Source organism: Salinicola sp. V024 (genome assembly GCF_052645315.1).
The window spans coordinates 14,747-32,213 of record NZ_JBQXYB010000016.1 but is presented as its reverse complement, the minus strand read 5'-3'; the positions used below and the strand labels follow the sequence as shown (position 1 = coordinate 32,213).

The following is a 17,467-nucleotide window of genomic DNA, read 5'->3' as shown; positions in this document are numbered from 1 at the left end:
AACGTCGTTTTATCTCAATAAAGTGTTAGAAATGACCGTGCGAGGTGCTGGTCGCGTCAGGGGCAGCGCCGTCAACAGGAGACAGTCATGTCGCGCGGTTATCTGCTGGGGCTCGATGGCGGTTCCAGCTCCACCAAGGCGGTGATCTTCGATCTCCAGGGCACCGTCGTGGGGATCGGACGGGAGGATTCTCGACTCGAACATCCCAAGGCGCACTGGGTCGAGCGCGACATGACGGCGGCCTGGTCCAGCGCCGTCCAGGCGATACGCGCCGCGCTGACGAACGCCGAGCTGAATGGCGGCGATATTTTGGCAGTAGGTGTCACCGGCCATGGCGACGGGCTCTATCCGCTCGATCGGGAAGGCCGGCCGCTCGGTCATGCCATTACCTCCCTGGATAGCCGCGCCGCAGGTATCGTCGAGCGCTGGTGCCGCGAGGGGGTGCGCGAGGAGGCGCTGGCCCGTATCGGTCAGATGCCTTTCGCGTTCTCGCCGGTGACGTTGCTGGCGTGGATGCAGCAATATCAGCCCGAACGGTTTGCGGCGCTCGGGCACGTGCTGACCTGCAAGGACTGGTTACGATTCAAGCTGACCGGCGAGCTCGCCACCGATTTCACCGAAGCCAGCACCGGTTATACCGACGTCAATACCCAACGCTATAGCCGAGAGGCGCTATCGATGCTGGGTATCGAATCCATGTTCGAGGCGCTGCCGGACGTTCGCCTGTCCGACGAGATTGCCGGGCGCGTGTGCAAGGCGGCCGCCCGCACCACCGGGCTGACGGCGGGCACGCCGGTGGCGACGGGGCTGCACGACGTCACGGCCAGTGCGGTGGGCCTGGGTAATATCGCGTCGGATACGCTGACCATCGCGGCCGGCACCTTCAGTATCAACGAGGTCTTCTCCGACGCACCCAAGCCCGATCCGCGCTGGGCGACGCGCAACGGTCTGCGTGCGGGTCAGTGGCTCAACATGGCGATCTCGCCGGCTTCCTCGAGCAATCTCGAATGGTTCCATCGCCAATGGGGCCGGCCCGGCGATGGCGGCACCGGCGCCTTTCTCGCCGACATGGAGGCGGCGCTCGACGCTGCATTCCGCAGCTCGTCACGACTGGTCTATCACCCGTTCCTTTACGGCTCGCCCTACGACGAACCCGCCAGCGCCGGGCTGTTCGGCCTCCAGGGCTGGCACGATCGGGGCCACGTGCTGCGCGCCATTCTGGAAGGCGTGGTATTCAACCACCGCGTTCATGTCGATGCGCTGGCGTCGACATTCAATATCGACCGCGTGCGTATCACCGGCGGCGGCAGTCACTCGCCGCGGCTGGCCCAGCTGTTCGCCGATTCGCTGGGGCGGCCGCTGGAGACGTCGCGGATTCACGAGGCTGCCGCCTGGGGCGCCGCGATCTGCGCGGGCGTGGCCGCCGAAGTCTTTCCCTCGATCGAGTCAGCGACTCGGCTCTGCGAGGTCGGCCATCGTTACCTGCCGGATCAAGAGCGCCAGGCCGAATGTCAGCAGGGCTTCGAGCGCTATCAGCGGCTGGTCGAGGGGATGCGATCGCTGTGGACGATGCTCGACGCCGAGGCCACGTCTTCGAATTCGTCCGCTAGCTCGAGCGAATCCATGCCGCAACCGGGAGCCACCCGATGACGCAACCCTTGAATCCACCACCGTTGAGTCGTCGGCAAACGCTGGAACGTCTGCGTGCCGATCCCTCGGTGTCGGTACTGATCATCGGTGCCGGCATCAACGGTGCCGGCCTGTTTCGCGACCTGGCGCTGCAGGGGGTCGATGTCCTGATCGTCGACAAGCAGGACTTCTGTGCCGGCGCCAGCGCCGCGCCGTCGCGGCTGATCCACGGTGGCCTCAAGTATCTGGAGACCGGCGAGTTCCGGCTGGTGGCGCAGTCGACCCGCGAGCGCAATCTGCTGCTGCGCAATGCGCCCCACGTGGTGCATCCGCTGCGCACCGCGATGCCGACGCACAGCTGGTTCGGCGGGATCTGGCCGTCGATTCAGCGTTTCTTTCGTCGTCCGGCGAAGATCGATGACCGTGGCATTCTGATCAGTGAGCTGGGGCTGACGCTTTATGACTTCTTCGGGCGTCATTTTCGCAGCATGCCGCGTCACTCGCTGACGCTGGGCCGCAGGGTGCATCAGTCGCTGCCGGATATCCGTCGCGACGTTCGCGCGCTGCACACCTATTACGACGCGGCGATCAGTCAGGCCGAGCGCCTCGGGTTCGAGCTGATCGACGACGGCTGCCGAACCCATCGCGGGGCGATGGCACTCAACCACGTCGATCTAAGCGGCGCCGACAGGGGAACGGTGAATTTCGAGGATGAAGAGGGCAGCGCTTTCACGGTGCGACCGCAGATCATCGTTAACGCCGGCGGCGCCTGGATCGACGAGATTAACCGTCAGTTGGGTCTCGAGACTCGGCATATCGGTGGCACCAAGGGCGGGCATCTGATCGTCGACGTGCCGCAGGTTCGCGATCAACTCGACGGCCGTATGATCTACTTCGGCACCCCGGACGGGCGCATCTGCCTGATCTATCCGTTCATGAGTCACGTGCTGGTCGGCGCCACCGATATTCGCTGTACCGATCCCGATCAGGCCGTCTGCGACGACGACGAGCGCGACTACATGCTCGAGGCGGTGCGCTATCTGTTCCCCGACGTGCCGATCGGCCCCGAACAGGTCCGCTATCGCTATAGCGGGGTGCGTCCGCTGCCACGCAGCGACGCCGCCGATCCGGGGCAGATCAGCCGCGATCACGCCATCGTCGAGGACCGCATCCACGACTGGCCGGTGCTGTCGCTGATCGGCGGCAAATGGACCACCTTTCGAGGGTTCGCCGAGGAGGTCGCCGACGACGTGCTCGCCAGACTGGGCCGGCGTCGCGAGCTCGATACCCGCCAGCTGGCGATCGGCGGGGGGAAGGATTACCCCCGGGATGCGGCGGCACGCGAGATGTGGCTGGCCCGTGTCACCGAACTCTGTGATGGAGATCGTGGCCGCGCGATCGTACTGCTGGCGCGCTATGGAACACGTGGCGACGCGGTGGCACGTCACTGTGAACGGATCGATGTCGATGGCCTCTCTCGTCAGCGCCCGCTGGATTCGCTGGTCGACTATCGTGAAGGAGAGATCGATTTCGTCTGCCGCTTCGAGCGCGTCGAACATCTGGCCGATGTGCTGTTCCGGCGCTTGCCGATCGCGCTCTCCGGCCAGCTGGACGGCGCAGTGATCGACGAGGTGGCCGCGCTCTGCGGTGCTGCGCTGGGATGGTCGGACGCGCGCCGAGGCAGTGAAATCGAACGGGCTAGAGACGTCGCCATGCACGCACACGGCGTCTCGCTGACACCGGCAGAGTCGTCTTTTCAGGAGAACTCGCCATGACGACCGTCTTTTCTTCCAGTGGGTTGCGGACCGGGCGATTGTTCCGCCGCGACACGCAGTTGAGCTGCATGGTGGCGTTCGATCGGACACTGCTGGCGGGGCCGGTCGCGCACGCGATCGATGCGCGTCGGACCTGCGAGGCCATCGTCGCGGCCAGGCCGGAGGCGGTACTGCTGTCGCCGGGCGTGCTCAAGTCCTGCGGGGACCTGTTCGCCGACAGTCGGGCGCCCAGGGTGGTGCTGCGAATCGACTACCCCATGGTGGGCGACTTCATGCTCGCCGGGGAGGAGTATCACCGTATGATCGCCACGCCCGCCCAGGCCCAGGCGATGGGGGCGGACGCGGTGGTGATGTGCCTGATATCCGGTTACGACGATCCCAGGCGGGAGGCCGACAACCTCGAGGCGGTGGCGGAAGCCGCGCGTCAGTGTGAAGCGATCGGGTTGCCGCTGATCGTCGAAGCGGTGGTGTGGGGGAGCCGCGAGGAGGGTCGTCTCGACGCCGAACGGATCGCGCGAGTCGCGAGAATCGCCGCCGAGCTGGGTGCCGATCTGATCAAGGCGCAATATACCGATGATCCCGAGGACATGCGGACCCTGGTGCAGAGTTGTCCGGTTCCCGTGCTGGTGCTGGGCGGGGCGGCGATGAACGACGACGAGGCGTTGGCGCGCTTTACCCGCGATGCCCTGGACAATGGTGCGCGCGGGGTGATCTTCGGGCGTAACGCCTGGCAGCGCGAGAACGCGACGGCGGGTATCGAGCGACTGATCGATACGGTGCACGGTATGACCCGTGTCTGATAGTGCTGGTCAATCGGGGGCTTAGGTGGCAAAGAATAGGCAGCTAGCGATTCTGTGTGTAGACTTTCGTACCCTGTCCCGGCGCGTTCGGAACAGCGATGTGGTGCGTCGTTTCAACCGTCCTTCCGACCGGCGGCGCTGTGTTTTTTTGTTTCGCGGGTCGCATTGGCGGGCCGCAGCCAGTGAACGAAGGGATCTCCGTACGCCATGAGCGAATACTCTCTGTTTACCTCCGAATCCGTGTCCGAAGGTCATCCGGACAAGATTGCCGACCAGATCTCCGATGCTGTCCTCGACGCCATCATCGCGCGCGACAAGCAGGCTCGCGTGGCCTGCGAAACGCTGGTCAAGACCGGCGTTGCCATCGTTGCCGGTGAAATTTCCACCACCGCCTGGGTCGATCTGGAAGACCTGGTGCGCAAGGTGATCATGGATATCGGCTACACCTCTTCGGAAGTCGGTTTCGATGGTGAAACCTGCGGCGTGATCAACCTGATCGGCAAGCAGAGCGTCGATATCGCCCAGGGCGTCGATCGCAGCAAGCCCGAAGATCAGGGCGCCGGCGATCAGGGTCTGATGTTCGGCTACGCCACCAACGAGACCGACTCGTTGATGCCGGCGCCGATCCACTACTCGCATAGGCTGGTCGAACGTCAGGCCGAGCTGCGCAAGAACGGCACGCTCTCGTGGCTGCGCCCGGACGCCAAGAGCCAGATCACCTTCAGCTATGACGACGACGGCAAGCCCAATGGCGTCGACGCTGTGGTGCTGTCGACCCAGCACGATCCGGACATCTCCCAGGAAGATCTGCGCAAGGCGGTGGAAGATCTGATCATCCGTGATGTCCTCCCGGCGGAGTGGATTCACGACAAGACGCGTTTTCACATCAACCCTACCGGCAAGTTCGTGATCGGTGGCCCGGTGGGCGATTGCGGCCTGACCGGACGCAAGATCATCGTCGACACCTACGGTGGCATGGCACGCCACGGCGGCGGGGCGTTCTCGGGCAAGGACCCGTCCAAGGTCGATCGCAGCGCCGCCTATGCCGGACGCTATGTGGCCAAGAACATCGTCGCCGCCGGGCTCGCCGACAAGTGCGAGATTCAGGTCTCCTACGCCATCGGCGTCGCCGAGCCGACCTCGGTCTCGATCAACACCTTCGGCACCGCCAGGATCAGCGAAGCCAAGATCATCGAGCTGGTGCGCGATCACTTCGATCTGCGCCCTCATGCGATCACGCGGATGCTCGACCTGCTCCACCCGATGTATCAGCTGACCGCCGCCTACGGTCACTTCGGCCGCGAGCCGTTCGAATCGAGCTACACCTGGACCGACGTCAACGGCGAAACCCAGACAGAGACCTTCACCGCGTTCCCGTGGGAAAAGACGGACAGGGCGGAAGACTTGAAGGCTGCTGCCGGTCTGTAAAAGCCGCAGTGGCTGATACGCCCGGCCGGTTTGGAACCGGGCGTTGAAGTCCGACCTGTAGAGAGGCAATAGCGGACCCGACCCGGGTCCGCTTTTTTTCGAGCTTGTCTTACCAGGGCTACCGTTTTCCGAATCTGCTGGCGACCGGGTAGATCACCGATCGTGGTGATCGACGGCCCGAGCCACTATCGTTAATGGCGTAGCAGCCATTGATGACGTAGTAGCCGTTTATGACGTAGCAGCCGTTAATGACGCCGCCGCGAGTACATCGACCATCCGCCAGGGCTGGCAACGGGAAAGGATTCCATGCTGGAAATCGCAGCAGTCTTCATCACGATCACCGCGCTGTTCGCGTGGTTCAACTATCGATTCATCAAGCTGCCGGCGACGATCGGCGTGATGTTCATCTCGCTGGTGGCGTCGGTGCTGTTGATCGTCCTGAGTCATGTCGGGTTCGATGCCATTACCGACTGGGCCGAAACCTGGCTGGGGCAGATAAACTTCAACGCCTTGCTGATGGACGGCATGCTGTCGTTTCTGCTGTTCGCCGGTGCCTTGCACGTCGATTTCCACAAGCTCAAGCGCTATCGCTACTCGATCGGTTTTCTCGCCACCATCGGTGTGGTGATCTCGACGCTGGCGGTCGGCAGCGCCGCCTGGTGGCTCTTTCGCACCTTTCATATTGATGTCCCCTATCTTTATTGCCTGGTCTTCGGGGCGCTGATCGCGCCGACCGACCCCATCGCGGTGCTCGGCATCATGCGCAGTGCGGGTGCGCCCGATGACATGGAGATCAAGATCGTCGGCGAGTCGCTGTTCAACGACGGTGTAGCCGTGGTGGTGTTCACCATGCTGCTGGGCGCGGCGACCGCCACCGAAGCGCTGACGGTCATGCACTCCGCGACGCTGTTCCTGGAAGAGGCGGGTGGCGGCATCCTGCTGGGGCTGGTGATGGGATATGTCGCCTACTGGATGATGAAGAGCATCGATCAGTATCAGATCGAAGTGCTGGTCAGTCTGGCGCTGGTCCTGGGCGGTTACACGCTGGCAACGCATCTTCACGTCTCGGGGCCGATCTCGATGGTCATCGCCGGGCTGTTCATCGGCAACCGCGGCCGCGAGCATGCCATGTCGGATACCACCCGTCGCTACGTCGACGGCTTCTGGGAGCTGATCGACGAGATTCTCAACGCCGTGCTGTTCGTACTGATCGGCCTCGAATTGCTGCTGATCCCGTTCGAATGGTCGTACTTGATCGTCGCGGGGCCGGTGATCGTCGTCATTCTGGTGACGCGCCTGCTCACCATCGGTCTGCCCATCGCCGTATTGAACCGGTGGGTACACTTTCGTCCCGGCACCACGCGTGTGCTGACCTGGGGCGGGCTACGGGGCGGCATCTCGGTGGCATTGGCGCTGGGCCTGCCCGAGAGCGATTATCGAAATACCATCGTGATGGTGACCTACATCATCGTGCTGTTCTCGATCCTGGTTCAGGGGCTGACCATCGGCGGCGTGGTTCGACACGTGTTATCCCAGGATGCCAAAAATTCTTAGACTTTAGTGGTATGCGGCGGTTCAGGCATGGTATCGCCGCCGGGCGTTCCTTACTCTTGAGCCACTGTACGGTTTCTTTTTCGTCGATCAGCTGGGTCGATGACGTTTCAATGACGGGGTGAACCATGATGTTACGCACAGGAATGCTGGTCGCGGCGCTGGGCCTTTCCGGGGCACTGCTGGCGGGTTGCGGTGACGACGGCGACGATCAGGCGAAGAGCGAGACTCAGGAGCAGTCATCGTCTCAGCAGGAGTCCCAATCCTCCAGCGGCAGCTCCGATTCACAGCAGACCGCCTCTTCCGGGTCTGCCGACAGCCAGAGTAGTGACGAGAGCGCCAGTCAAGGTAATGGTGAAGGCGGCAGTGATCCGGTCAACCTGATCTTCGGTACCGGCGGCACCGGCGGCAGTTACTACCCGATCGGCGGGGCGCTGAAGAGCGTGTTCGAGAAGAGCGATCTGGTCGACGGCGTGCAGGTCGTTTCCACCGGCGCCTCGGTGCAGAACATCAACAATATCAACGATGGCTTGAATCAGGTGGCTATCGTGATGAGCGACGTCGCCTATGACGCCGTCAAGGGCCAGAACCAGTTCGATGGTCAGCCGGCCGATATCGAAGCCATCGCCGGCATGTACCCCAACGTGGTGCAGGTCGTCGCCACGGGCGATAGCGACATCCACAGCATTGCCGATCTGAAAGGCAAGCGCGTCGGCGTTGGTAAGGTGGGCTCCGGGGTCGAGCAGAGCGCCGCCAAGGTGCTGGAATCCGCCGGCCTGAGCTACGACGATCTCGCTCAGGTCAGCCATACCGGCTACGCCGATAGCGTGACCGAAATGAGCAATGGCAACCTCGATGCCGCCTTCTTCACCTCTGGTGTGCCAAACTCCAGCATTACCGGATTGATGCAGAGCACCGATGTGACCTTCGTGCCGGTCGAGGGCGAGGTCGCCTCCAAGCTGCTGGAAAAGTATCCGTATTACGAAAACTACGAAATTCCGGCCGGCGCGCCAGAACGCTATGACCTGGGTGATGCCATCGATACGGTGGCGATTCGCAACATCATGATCGTGCCGTCTTCCATGCGTGACGATGTGGCCGAGGATCTGGCCAAGCGGTTCCACGACTATCTGGAATCCGGCAACGTCTCCGTCGGCGCGCTCAAGCAGTTCGATCCCGCCACCATGGACAAGAACCTGGTCGTGCCGATCCACCCGGGTGCCGAAACATTCTACGGAACACTGTCGTCTTCCGAGAGCACGGCCACTGATGGCGGCGATGTCACCAATGCGGGTGATGACAGCGATCTGTCGGAAGATACGGCTTCCATGCCGGCCAACGAGCAGGCGGCGACGACCGAAGCCGATGGTGCGGAGGCCGAGCCAGCCAAGCAGACCAGCGCCGAGACGCCTGAAGACAACGCCCAGCCTACCGAAGGAAGCGACACCAGTGGCGGTGATAACGCTCAGGACAAGGATCCGCAGTCCTGAGTGGGAGGGTCGTGGCCAGTCAATCCGGATCACGGCCTTGATGAATGGTCATGACCACCGGCCATGACACGTAAAATCTGGCTGAGTGCCGTAGCGGTGGTGATCCTGGTGGTCGCCACCGCTGCGTATCCGCTGCCCTGGTTGGTCATTCGTGACGGGCCACAGTGGCGATTCGCCTTTCCGGGGTGGCAGGGAACGACTTTCACGCTGCGCTGGATGCATTCGGTCGAGAAAGAAGATTGGGAAGAGTGGTTTGCGGTGACCGAGGATGATGCCATCGAGATCACCGGAACGCGCTTCAAGACTTTCGGTGCCGGCGTCCCCTCGCACGCGGGCACCGAAACCCATCTCGAGGATGGCTGGGTGGTGATGACCGGCATCGACAGAGTGGTCGATCCGTTGGCGGTACAGGCGGCGGTAGAAGAACACTACCGCTTGATCTATGCGGGCCACACCGTCCCCTTGGCGCGTGGGGATCCTCCCAGAATACTGACCTTTTCCATCCTCAGGGTGCCGCTGTGGCAAGTCTTGCCGGCACTGGTGCGACCCTGGTTGTCATAGATCCCCGCTTGGCGAGGAAGACATATGCCCGAACAGAAGAACACGATCTCCGCCGACGGCTCAGAAGATCCGGCGGTCAAGGAGGCGCTGGAGAAATTCGATCGCGAAAGCCTGGTAAGAGACAGGTTGCCGCGTTCGGTGATCCAGTTTGTTACCGCGGTGTCGGTACTGCTGGCGCTGTTCCATCTCTACACTTCGTTTTCGGGGCCGCTGGTCGATGTCGCCCAGCGCAGCATCCACCTCTACACCCTGCTGGGGCTGGCGTTCATCCTCTATCCGTTGACCCGGAAAGGAGCGAGGGATCGCGTGCCGTGGGGCGATGCGCTGGTCGCACTGATCGCGTTCGGCATCGGCGTCTACATGCTGGTGGTGTCGGATCGCGTCATCGCCTCGGCAGGACGCATCAACAATGTCGACATGGTGGTCGGCTTCGCGGCGATTCTGCTGGTGCTGGATGCCACTCGTCGCGTCACCGGCTGGGGGCTCACCATTCTGGCCACGCTGTTTCTGATCTACGGTTTCTACGCCAAGCTCTCGTTCTACCCGCAGGTGAACGAGGCGATCCTTCTGGCCACCTGCAAGCAGATCGTCTCGCACCTGGTATATATCACCGAGGGACTGCTGGGTACGGCGATCGGCGTCTCGGCGAGCTATATCGTCCTGTTCATCCTGTTCGGTGCCTTCCTCGGCAAATCGGGATTGGGTCAGCTGTTCAACGATCTGGCGCTGGCGATCGCCGGGCATACTCGTGGCGGCCCGGCCAAGGTGGCGGTGATCGCCAGCGGGTTTCTGGGATCGATCAACGGTTCGGCGATCGCCAACGTGGTGACGACGGGGGCCTTCACCATTCCGCTGATGAAGAGGACCGGCTACAAGGCGAACTTCGCCGGGGCGGTCGAGGCTGCGGCCAGTGTCGGCGGACAGATTCTGCCGCCGATCATGGGCGCGGCGGCGTTCATCATGGCCGAGGTGCTGGCGGTACCTTATACCCAGGTGATCCTGGCCGGGATCATTCCGGCACTGCTCTATTATCTCGGCGTGCTGTTTCAGGTGCATCTGCGCGCCATGCGCAACGGCCTCGAAGGCATTCCCCGTTCGCAGCTGACGCCGCTCAAGGAGGTCATGCTCAAGCGCGGCCACCTGCTGATACCCATGGCGGTGCTGCTGTGGCTGTTGTTCGAAGGGCGGGCGCCGTTCTTCGCCGCATTCTGGTCGATCGCCGCGACCGTACTGATCTGCGGCACACGCCGTGTCGCGATCGGACTCAGCGTGATTCTGGCGCTGTTGATCTTCGAACCGCAGCTGCGGGCGCTGATTGGCGGCCACGCGCTGCCCAACTTCCCGGCCAGCCGCTGGATGCTGTTCGCGATCATCGTGATTCCGGTGGCGATCAATGCGCTGCGTGCCAGGCTCGGCATGATCGCCGAAAAGATGGACATCGGCGATTGCCGCGATGCCATGCATGACGGGATACGCAATGCGATTCCGGTGGCCGTGGCCTGTGGCGCGGTGGGGATCATCGTCGGGATCGCCACGCTGACCGGGGTGGCGCTGGAGGCCGCCGATGCGGTGGTGACGTTGGGTCAGCAGATTCCGATTCCGATGATCCAGCTGCTGGTCACCCTGTTCCTGACCATGATCGCGTCGATCGTGCTGGGCATGGGGCTGCCCAGTATTCCGACCTACATCATCACCAGCACCATGGCTGCGCCGATTCTGCTGAATCTGCCGATGTTCCGTGAGCTGGCCGGCAGCAACGAGACCGCGATCTTCGTGGCACACATGTTCGTGTTCTACTTCGGGCTGTTCGCCAACCTGACGCCGCCGGTGGCGCTGGCGGCGTACGCCGGTGCCGGGATCAGCGGCGGGTCGCCCAATGCCACCGGCTTCCAGGCGATGAAGCTGGCGATCGCCGGTTTCGTGGTGCCCTACATGTTCGTGTTCGCGCACAGCATGCTGATGATCGATGCGACGCTGTGGAACACGCTGTGGGTGATCGTCACCGGCGTGGTCGGTGTGCTGCTGCTGGCGGTGGCGGTCGAGGGCTATCTGCGGCGTCCGCTCAACGCCTTCTGGCGCATTCTGGCCGCGGTCGGCGCCCTGGCGCTGATCTTCCCCGGCATTGCCAGCGACATCGTGGGAGCGGTGATTACCGTGGTGCTGTTCCTGCTGGCCAAGGCGAAACCGGAAATCAGACCCGCCCGGACGACATAAAATCTCCCGGACGATATAGCTTCGCACTGTTGGGCGTCGCCACGACGCCCGTTGTCTTGACCCGCTGTTACGCCCGCTTTCCGACCAGGAGAGCGGGCGTTTCTGTTGGTATTCCTCGATCGGAACGCCCCCAGGGATGGGAGACGATTGGCTAAGCGTGGGCACGAGCATTCGCGAACAGGATTTGCTATAAGTAATGTAATGCACCCATTCATTAGTAGAGGTGCTGGTCAACGACCGATGAGGAAGGCATATGTCGATCAACGTCACTCGGCGCCAGTTTTTCAAACTGGGCGGGGCGGGGTTGGCGAGTTCGAGCCTGGCAATGATGGGCTTCGCCCCCGAACCCGCCGAGGCCTCGATTCGCCAGTTCAAACTGACCCACGCCAAAGAGACTCGTAACACCTGCACCTACTGCTCCGTAGGTTGCGGCATCCTGATTTACAGCAAGGGCGATGGTTCCAAGAACGTCGAACAGAACGTATTCCATATCGAGGGCGACCCGGACCACCCGGTGTCTCGCGGCTCGCTATGTCCGAAAGGCGCCGGCCTGCTCGATTTCGTCCACAGCAAGGGCCGTCTCGAGTATCCGCAGGTTCGTGAAGCGGGTTCCAGCGAGTGGACGCGTATCACCTGGGACGACGCGCTGAACCGTATCGCTCGCCATATGAAGGACGATCGGGACGCCAATTTCGTCCAGCGCACCGCGCAGGGCGAGACGGTCAACCACTGGACGACGACCGGCTTCCTGGCGGCGTCGGGTTCTTCCAACGAATCCGGCTATATCACCCACAAGGTGGTGCGCAATCTCGGCATGGTGGCGTTCGACAACCAGGCACGCGTCTGACACGGACCGACGGTGGCAGGTCTTGCCCCTTCATTCGGTCGCGGTGCCATGACCAATCACTGGGTCGACATCCGCAATGCCAATCTGATTCTGTCGATGGGCGGCAACTCCGCCGAAGCGCACCCCGTGGGCTTCCGCTGGGTGACAGAGGCCATCGAACACAATAAAGCCGAGTTGATCACGATCGACCCGCGCTTCACCCGTACCGGTGCCGTGGCGCAGGACAAGGCGTTCATCCGCACGGGGACCGATATCGCCTTCTTGGGCGGTTTGATCAGCTATCTGATCGAGACCGATCAGATCCAGCGCGAGTACGTGCTGAACTACACCGATGCGGCGCTGATCGTGCGCGAGGACTACGGCTTCGAGGATGGCCTGTTCTCGGGTTACGACGAGCAGACCCGTAGCTATGAGAAAGAGTCGTGGATGTACGAGATGGGCGAGGATGGCTTCGTTCGCCGCGACGAGTCGCTGCAGGATCCGCGCTGCGTCTATCAGCTGCTGCGCGAGCACTTCGCGCGATATACCCCTGACATGGTCTCAAGCATCACCGGTATTCCACTGGATGCCATCCAGCGCATCTGGAAGAAGATCGCGGCGATGGCGGTGCCCGACAAGACCATGACCATTCTCTATGCGCTGGGCTGGACGCAGCACTCCATCGGCTCGCAGATCATTCGTACGGCGGCAATGGTTCAGCTGCTGCTGGGCAATATGGGCATGCCGGGCGGTGGCGTGAACGCGTTGCGAGGGCATTCCAATATCCAGGGGCTGACCGATCTGGGTCTGCTGTCGCAGCTGCTGCCGGGCTACATGACCTTGGCCAATGCCAAGGAGCAGGATTACGACGCCTATATCGACAAGCGCACCAAGCAGCCGACCGTGGAAGGCCAGGTCTCCTATTGGAAGAACTACGAGAAATTCCACGTCAGCCTGATGAAGTCCTGGTACGGCGACGCCGCCAATGAAGGCAACAACTGGTGTTTCGACTGGCTGCCCAAGCTCGAAAGGCCGCTCTACGACATCCTCGATACGTTCGAACGCATGTCCAAGGGCGAGCTCAATGGCTACTTCTGTCAGGGCTTCAACCCGCTGGCCTCGTTCCCCAATCGGTCCAAGGTCACCAAGGCGCTCTCGTCGCTGAAGTATCTGGTGGTGATGGACCCGCTCAACACCGAGACCAGCGAATTCTGGAAAAACTACGGCGAGTACAACGATGTCGACTCCAGCCAGATCGACACCGAAGTCTTCCGGCTGCCGACCTGCTGCTTCGCCGAGGACGAGGGCTCGATCGTCAACAGCGCCCGCTGGCTGCAGTGGCACTGGGCCGCGGCACCGCCGCCGGGGGATTCGCGTCCGGATACCCGGATCATGGGCGAGCTGTTCCTCAAGCTGAAGCAGCTCTATCAGGATGAGGGCGGCGTTTTTGCCGATCCAATTCTCAACCTGACTTGGGATTACCGGATTCCGGCCGATCCCAAGGCGGACGAGCTGGCACGCGAATTCAACGGGCGTGCGCTCGAGGATCTCACCGACGAGCAGGGTAACGTGACGCGTCGCGCCGGCGAGCAGCTGGCCGGCTTTGCCGAGCTGACCAGCGACGGCAAGACGGCGTCGGGCTGCTGGATATTTTCCGGCTGCTGGACCGAAGCCGGCAACCAGATGGCGAACCGCGACAACTCCGATCCCTACGGCACCGGCAACACGCTGGGCTGGGCCTGGGCCTGGCCGATGAACCGGCGGATTCTTTACAACCGCGCCAGCGCGGACGTGGAAGGCCGGCCCTGGGGGCCCGACAAGGCGTTCGTCTGGTGGGATAGCGAGCAGGGCGCCTGGGTCGGCGCCGACGTGCCCGATTTCCCGACCAACTCGGCCCCATCGCAGGGACAGATGCCGTTCATCATGCAACCGGAGGGCGTCGGTCACCTGTTTGCCGGTCAGAGCATGGTCGACGGCCCGTTCCCCGAGCACTACGAGCCGTTCGAGTCTCCGGTGCCCCAGAACCTGTTGCACCCCGGCAAGAAAAAGGCGCGCAACAATCCGGCGGCGCGCATCTTCGACGCGGATCGCGAGGACCTGGGCACGCCGGAGGAGTTCCCGCATGCGGCGACGACCTATCGCCTCACCGAGCACTTCCACTTCTGGACCAAGCATGCCGAGCTCAACGCCATCGTGCAGCCGCAACAGTTCGTCGAGATCGGCGAAGCGCTGGCCAACGAGATCGGCATCGCCGCCGGCGACTGGGTGAAGGTGTCGTCCAAGCGCGGCTTCATCAAGGCCGTGGCGGTGGTGACCAAGCGCCTGCGACCGATGATGATCGGCGACCAGCAGGTTCATCACGTGGGGATTCCGCTGCACTGGGGATTCACCGGGGTGGCCAAGAAGGGCTACCTGGTCAATGCGTTGACGCCGTTCGTCGGCGATGCCAACACCCAGACGCCGGAATACAAGTCGTTCACCGTCCGCGTCGAGAAGGCTTGAGGAGCGAAAAATGGATAATTCTCAGAACATCATCGCCCGCTCCGCCACGACCACGGCGCCCCCCCAGGTCCGGGGTCACGTCGAGGAAGTGGCCAAGCTGATCGATGTCTCCAAGTGCATCGGCTGCAAGGCGTGTCAGGTGGCGTGCATGGAGTGGAACGATCTGCGCGACGACGTCGGCGAGTGCCACGGCACCTACGACAACCCCACCGATCTGACCGCCAATTCGTGGACGGTCATGCGTTTCAGTGAGTACGAATCGCAGGAGGGCAACCTCGAGTGGCTGATCCGCAAAGATGGCTGCATGCACTGCGCCGAGCCGGGTTGTCTGACGGCCTGCCCGGCGCCCGGCGCGATCGTGCAGTACGCCAACGGCATCGTCGATTTCGACTCCAACCACTGCATCGGCTGCGGCTACTGCATTACCGGGTGCCCGTTCGATATTCCGCGAATCTCGCCGAAGGATCAGAAGTCCTACAAGTGCACGCTGTGTTCCGATCGGGTCAATGCCGGTATGGAGCCGGCCTGCGTCAAGACTTGCCCGACCAACTGCATCGAGTTCGGCACCAAGACGGACATGCTGGCTCGGGCGGAAAAGCGGGTAGGCGATCTCAAGGAACTCGGCTTCCGGGACGCGGGGGTCTACGATCCGGCCGGGGTCGGCGGCACGCACGTCATGTATGTGCTGCACCACGCCAACGATCCCAATCGTTACGCCGGTCTGCCCAAGGACCCGCGGATCTCGCCGTTGGTCGGGGCATGGAAGGGCGCGACCAAGCCCTTCATGTCGGCGATCATCGGTATCACCGCATTCGCCGGGGTTATCCACTACATGACCAAGGGGCCCAAGGAGGAGCCCGAAGAGGATCCGAGGGGGTACGACGATACGCCGCCGGAATCGCTCGGTTACGATGCGACTCGGCAGCCGCCCCGGCACGCCCCTGATTGGGACAACAGCGCGGGCGGTCGTCCGCCGGGAGAGAATCGATGAAGATGCCACGCGATCGTCTGATTCGTTATTCGCCGCTGGATCGTGCCAATCACTGGACCATGGCCATGGTCTTCGTGCTGTTGGCGCTTTCCGGGCTGGCATTCTTCCATCCCGCCTTCTTCTTCCTCAGTCATACGCTGGGCGGGCCGGTCTGGGCGCGGATCCTGCATCCGTTTCTCGGGGTGGCGCTGGTGCTGCTTTTCTACGCCATGGCGGTGCGCCACGTGCGGCGCAACCTGCTTGGCGAGAACGACGTCCAGTGGATGCGCCAGATCGATGACGTTCTCGACAACCGCGATGAGAAGTTGCCGCCCATCGGCAAGTACAACCCGGGCCAGAAGCTGGTCTATTGGGCGCTGGTGGTGTCGATCGCGCTGCTGCTGATCAGCGGCGTGATCATGTGGCGGCCGTGGTTTGCCGGCTTCTTCCCGATCCCGTTGATCCGCTTCGCCAGTCTGCTCCATGCCGTGTCGGCGTTCGTGGCCATCGTCACCATCGTGGTTCACGTCTACGCCGCCATTTGGGTCAAGGGCTCTATCCGTGCGATGACACGGGGCTGGGTAACCCGCGCCTGGGCGCGTCATCATCACGGCCTGTGGGCCCGCGAACAAGAGGAGGCGCAGCGCCGTGAGCGACAGCCCTGATAACGACGGTCCTGATGACCACAGCCCGGAGAGCGAGAGCTCTGATCATCACAGCCAGGCGCGTGCGACGGGTCAACACGCCTTCGGTCAGACACCGCCTTCGCCGGGTGCGCCGCCGGTGGTTGGACTGCCGCCACGCAAGCTGTTTGCCGAGCGCGCCCAGCGCTTGAACAAGCTAGGCGAGCGCGTGCCGGCGATGGCGGCTTATCTGCAATTCATGGCGATGATCGTCGAAGCCCAGCATCGTGTCCTGCAACAGCCGCGGCCCTCCTTGATCGGCGGGGCGGAACTGGCGATGACCCATGGCATTCCGCCGCTGTCGGTCGACGGTTTGTGGCGGGACATGTCTTGGCCGGCCGACCTCGAGGCGCTGCTGGACGCGCTCGATACACGTGTCGAAACCCCTCAGCGCGTCTGGTTCGAGGCCCTGCGCGAGCTGCCGTACGCGGATCGGGCGGGCTTGGCTCGCGCCGTGCTCGAAGGCCAGCCGTTGGCACTCGAGCAGCGCGCGATGGCGCCGCTGATGGGGGCGGCGCTGCAGGTGGCGTGGACGCGTCAGGCGCGGCTTCTGCCCGCCACGCCGCCCAGACCGGCGGGTCTGGGGGATAATCTGTGTCCGTGTTGTGGCGCTCCCGCCGTCGGCAGTCTGATCCAGATCGGCATGGCGCGTTCCCGGGTGCGCTACCTGCAGTGCGGCCTGTGCGCCAGCGAGTGGTACGCCGAACGGGCCAAGTGCGTTCAGTGCGGCGATAGTCGGACGCTCGACTATGTCAGCCTGGAGGACGGGCAGGGCGAGCGGGTGCTGCCGGTCCAGGCGGAAACCTGTGATCACTGTCACAGCTATCTGAAACGGGTCAACCGCGAGTGGGAGGCGGATGCCGATCCGCTGGCCGACGACCTCGCCAGCCTGGCGCTCGACATGATGATCGCCGATCGTGATCTGGCGCGGCGCGCTTTCAATCCGCTGCTGGTGCTGGGCGAGCCGGCTTCTTCCTGAGATTTCCGTTGTTCTTTCGGACCCCGGGGCTTTCGACGCCTCGGGGTCTCTTGTTTTAC

At 63.0% G+C, this 17,467-nt stretch carries 12 protein-coding genes; all 12 read left to right on the top strand.

The genetic code is table 11. The features are described 5' to 3' along the window. Nucleotides 1-87 precede the first annotated feature (87 nt). The 12 genes from ACUN9V_RS17865 (at nt 88) to fdhE (ending at nt 17,408) form a co-directional block, all read left to right on the top strand. Entirely contained in the window at nt 88-1,650 is a 1,563-nt protein-coding gene (locus ACUN9V_RS17865) for an FGGY-family carbohydrate kinase (RefSeq protein ID WP_445512351.1), read from the top strand. Next, the gene (locus tag ACUN9V_RS17860; protein ID WP_445512350.1) at nt 1,647-3,404 is read left to right on the top strand and encodes a glycerol-3-phosphate dehydrogenase/oxidase; all 1,758 of its coding nucleotides are present in this window, start codon (nt 1,647-1,649) and stop codon (nt 3,402-3,404) included. The genes ACUN9V_RS17865 and ACUN9V_RS17860 overlap by 4 nt, the downstream gene beginning before the upstream one ends. After that, nucleotides 3,401-4,204, top strand: coding sequence for a class I fructose-bisphosphate aldolase (locus ACUN9V_RS17855; protein ID WP_445512349.1), 804 nt, complete (start codon nt 3,401-3,403; stop codon nt 4,202-4,204). The genes ACUN9V_RS17860 and ACUN9V_RS17855 overlap by 4 nt, the downstream gene beginning before the upstream one ends. 207 nt (nt 4,205-4,411) lie before the next feature. Further along, nucleotides 4,412-5,632, top strand: a complete 1,221-nt coding sequence (gene metK / locus ACUN9V_RS17850) for a methionine adenosyltransferase (RefSeq protein WP_075560718.1) — start codon at nt 4,412-4,414, stop codon at nt 5,630-5,632. Nucleotides 5,633-5,938: 306 nt separating this feature from the next. Next, nucleotides 5,939-7,186 carry a cation:proton antiporter gene (locus ACUN9V_RS17845; protein ID WP_075560719.1) on the top strand — a complete coding sequence of 416 codons (1,248 nt, stop codon included), beginning with the start codon at nt 5,939-5,941 and terminating at the stop codon, nt 7,184-7,186. Nucleotides 7,187-7,311: 125 nt separating this feature from the next. After that, the gene (locus ACUN9V_RS17840; RefSeq protein WP_445512348.1) at nt 7,312-8,673 is read left to right on the top strand and encodes a TAXI family TRAP transporter solute-binding subunit; all 1,362 of its coding nucleotides are present in this window, start codon (nt 7,312-7,314) and stop codon (nt 8,671-8,673) included. A 63-nt stretch (nt 8,674-8,736) separates the two neighbouring features. Beyond that, nucleotides 8,737-9,234, top strand: coding sequence for a DUF1850 domain-containing protein (locus tag ACUN9V_RS17835; RefSeq protein WP_445512347.1), 498 nt, complete (start codon nt 8,737-8,739; stop codon nt 9,232-9,234). 24 nt (nt 9,235-9,258) lie between these two features. After that, on the top strand, nt 9,259-11,448 hold the full coding sequence (locus ACUN9V_RS17830; RefSeq protein ID WP_445512346.1) for a TRAP transporter permease: 2,190 nt from the start codon (nt 9,259-9,261) through the stop codon (nt 11,446-11,448). Between the two features lie 253 nt (nt 11,449-11,701). Beyond that, nucleotides 11,702-14,776: a formate dehydrogenase-N subunit alpha gene (fdnG, locus tag ACUN9V_RS17825; RefSeq protein WP_280951135.1), complete on the top strand. Its 3,075-nt coding sequence runs from the start codon at nt 11,702-11,704 to the stop codon at nt 14,774-14,776. A 10-nt stretch (nt 14,777-14,786) separates the two neighbouring features. Next, nucleotides 14,787-15,767, top strand: coding sequence for a formate dehydrogenase subunit beta (gene fdxH, locus ACUN9V_RS17820; protein WP_083627618.1), 981 nt, complete (start codon nt 14,787-14,789; stop codon nt 15,765-15,767). Continuing rightward, nucleotides 15,764-16,411: a formate dehydrogenase subunit gamma gene (locus ACUN9V_RS17815; RefSeq protein ID WP_075560723.1), complete on the top strand. Its 648-nt coding sequence runs from the start codon at nt 15,764-15,766 to the stop codon at nt 16,409-16,411. The genes fdxH and ACUN9V_RS17815 overlap by 4 nt, the downstream gene beginning before the upstream one ends. Next, the gene (gene fdhE, locus ACUN9V_RS17810; RefSeq protein ID WP_445512345.1) at nt 16,395-17,408 is read left to right on the top strand and encodes a formate dehydrogenase accessory protein FdhE; all 1,014 of its coding nucleotides are present in this window, start codon (nt 16,395-16,397) and stop codon (nt 17,406-17,408) included. Before ACUN9V_RS17815 ends, fdhE begins: the two co-directional genes overlap by 17 nt. Nucleotides 17,409-17,467 lie beyond the last annotated feature (59 nt).

Excerpts from the sequence above, each read along its gene's own strand:
- ACUN9V_RS17865 (WP_445512351.1), top strand. The coding sequence starts at position 88 with ATGTCGCGCGGTTATCTGCTGGGGCTCGATGGCGGTTCCAGCTCCACC.
- ACUN9V_RS17860 (WP_445512350.1), top strand. The coding sequence starts at position 1,647 with ATGACGCAACCCTTGAATCCACCACCGTTGAGTCGTCGGCAAACGCTG.
- ACUN9V_RS17855 (WP_445512349.1), top strand. The coding sequence starts at position 3,401 with ATGACGACCGTCTTTTCTTCCAGTGGGTTGCGGACCGGGCGATTGTTC.
- metK (WP_075560718.1), top strand. The coding sequence starts at position 4,412 with ATGAGCGAATACTCTCTGTTTACCTCCGAATCCGTGTCCGAAGGTCAT.
- ACUN9V_RS17845 (WP_075560719.1), top strand. The coding sequence starts at position 5,939 with ATGCTGGAAATCGCAGCAGTCTTCATCACGATCACCGCGCTGTTCGCG.
- ACUN9V_RS17840 (WP_445512348.1), top strand. The coding sequence starts at position 7,312 with ATGATGTTACGCACAGGAATGCTGGTCGCGGCGCTGGGCCTTTCCGGG.
- ACUN9V_RS17835 (WP_445512347.1), top strand. The coding sequence starts at position 8,737 with ATGACACGTAAAATCTGGCTGAGTGCCGTAGCGGTGGTGATCCTGGTG.
- ACUN9V_RS17830 (WP_445512346.1), top strand. The coding sequence starts at position 9,259 with ATGCCCGAACAGAAGAACACGATCTCCGCCGACGGCTCAGAAGATCCG.
- fdxH (WP_083627618.1), top strand. The coding sequence starts at position 14,787 with ATGGATAATTCTCAGAACATCATCGCCCGCTCCGCCACGACCACGGCG.
- ACUN9V_RS17815 (WP_075560723.1), top strand. The coding sequence starts at position 15,764 with ATGAAGATGCCACGCGATCGTCTGATTCGTTATTCGCCGCTGGATCGT.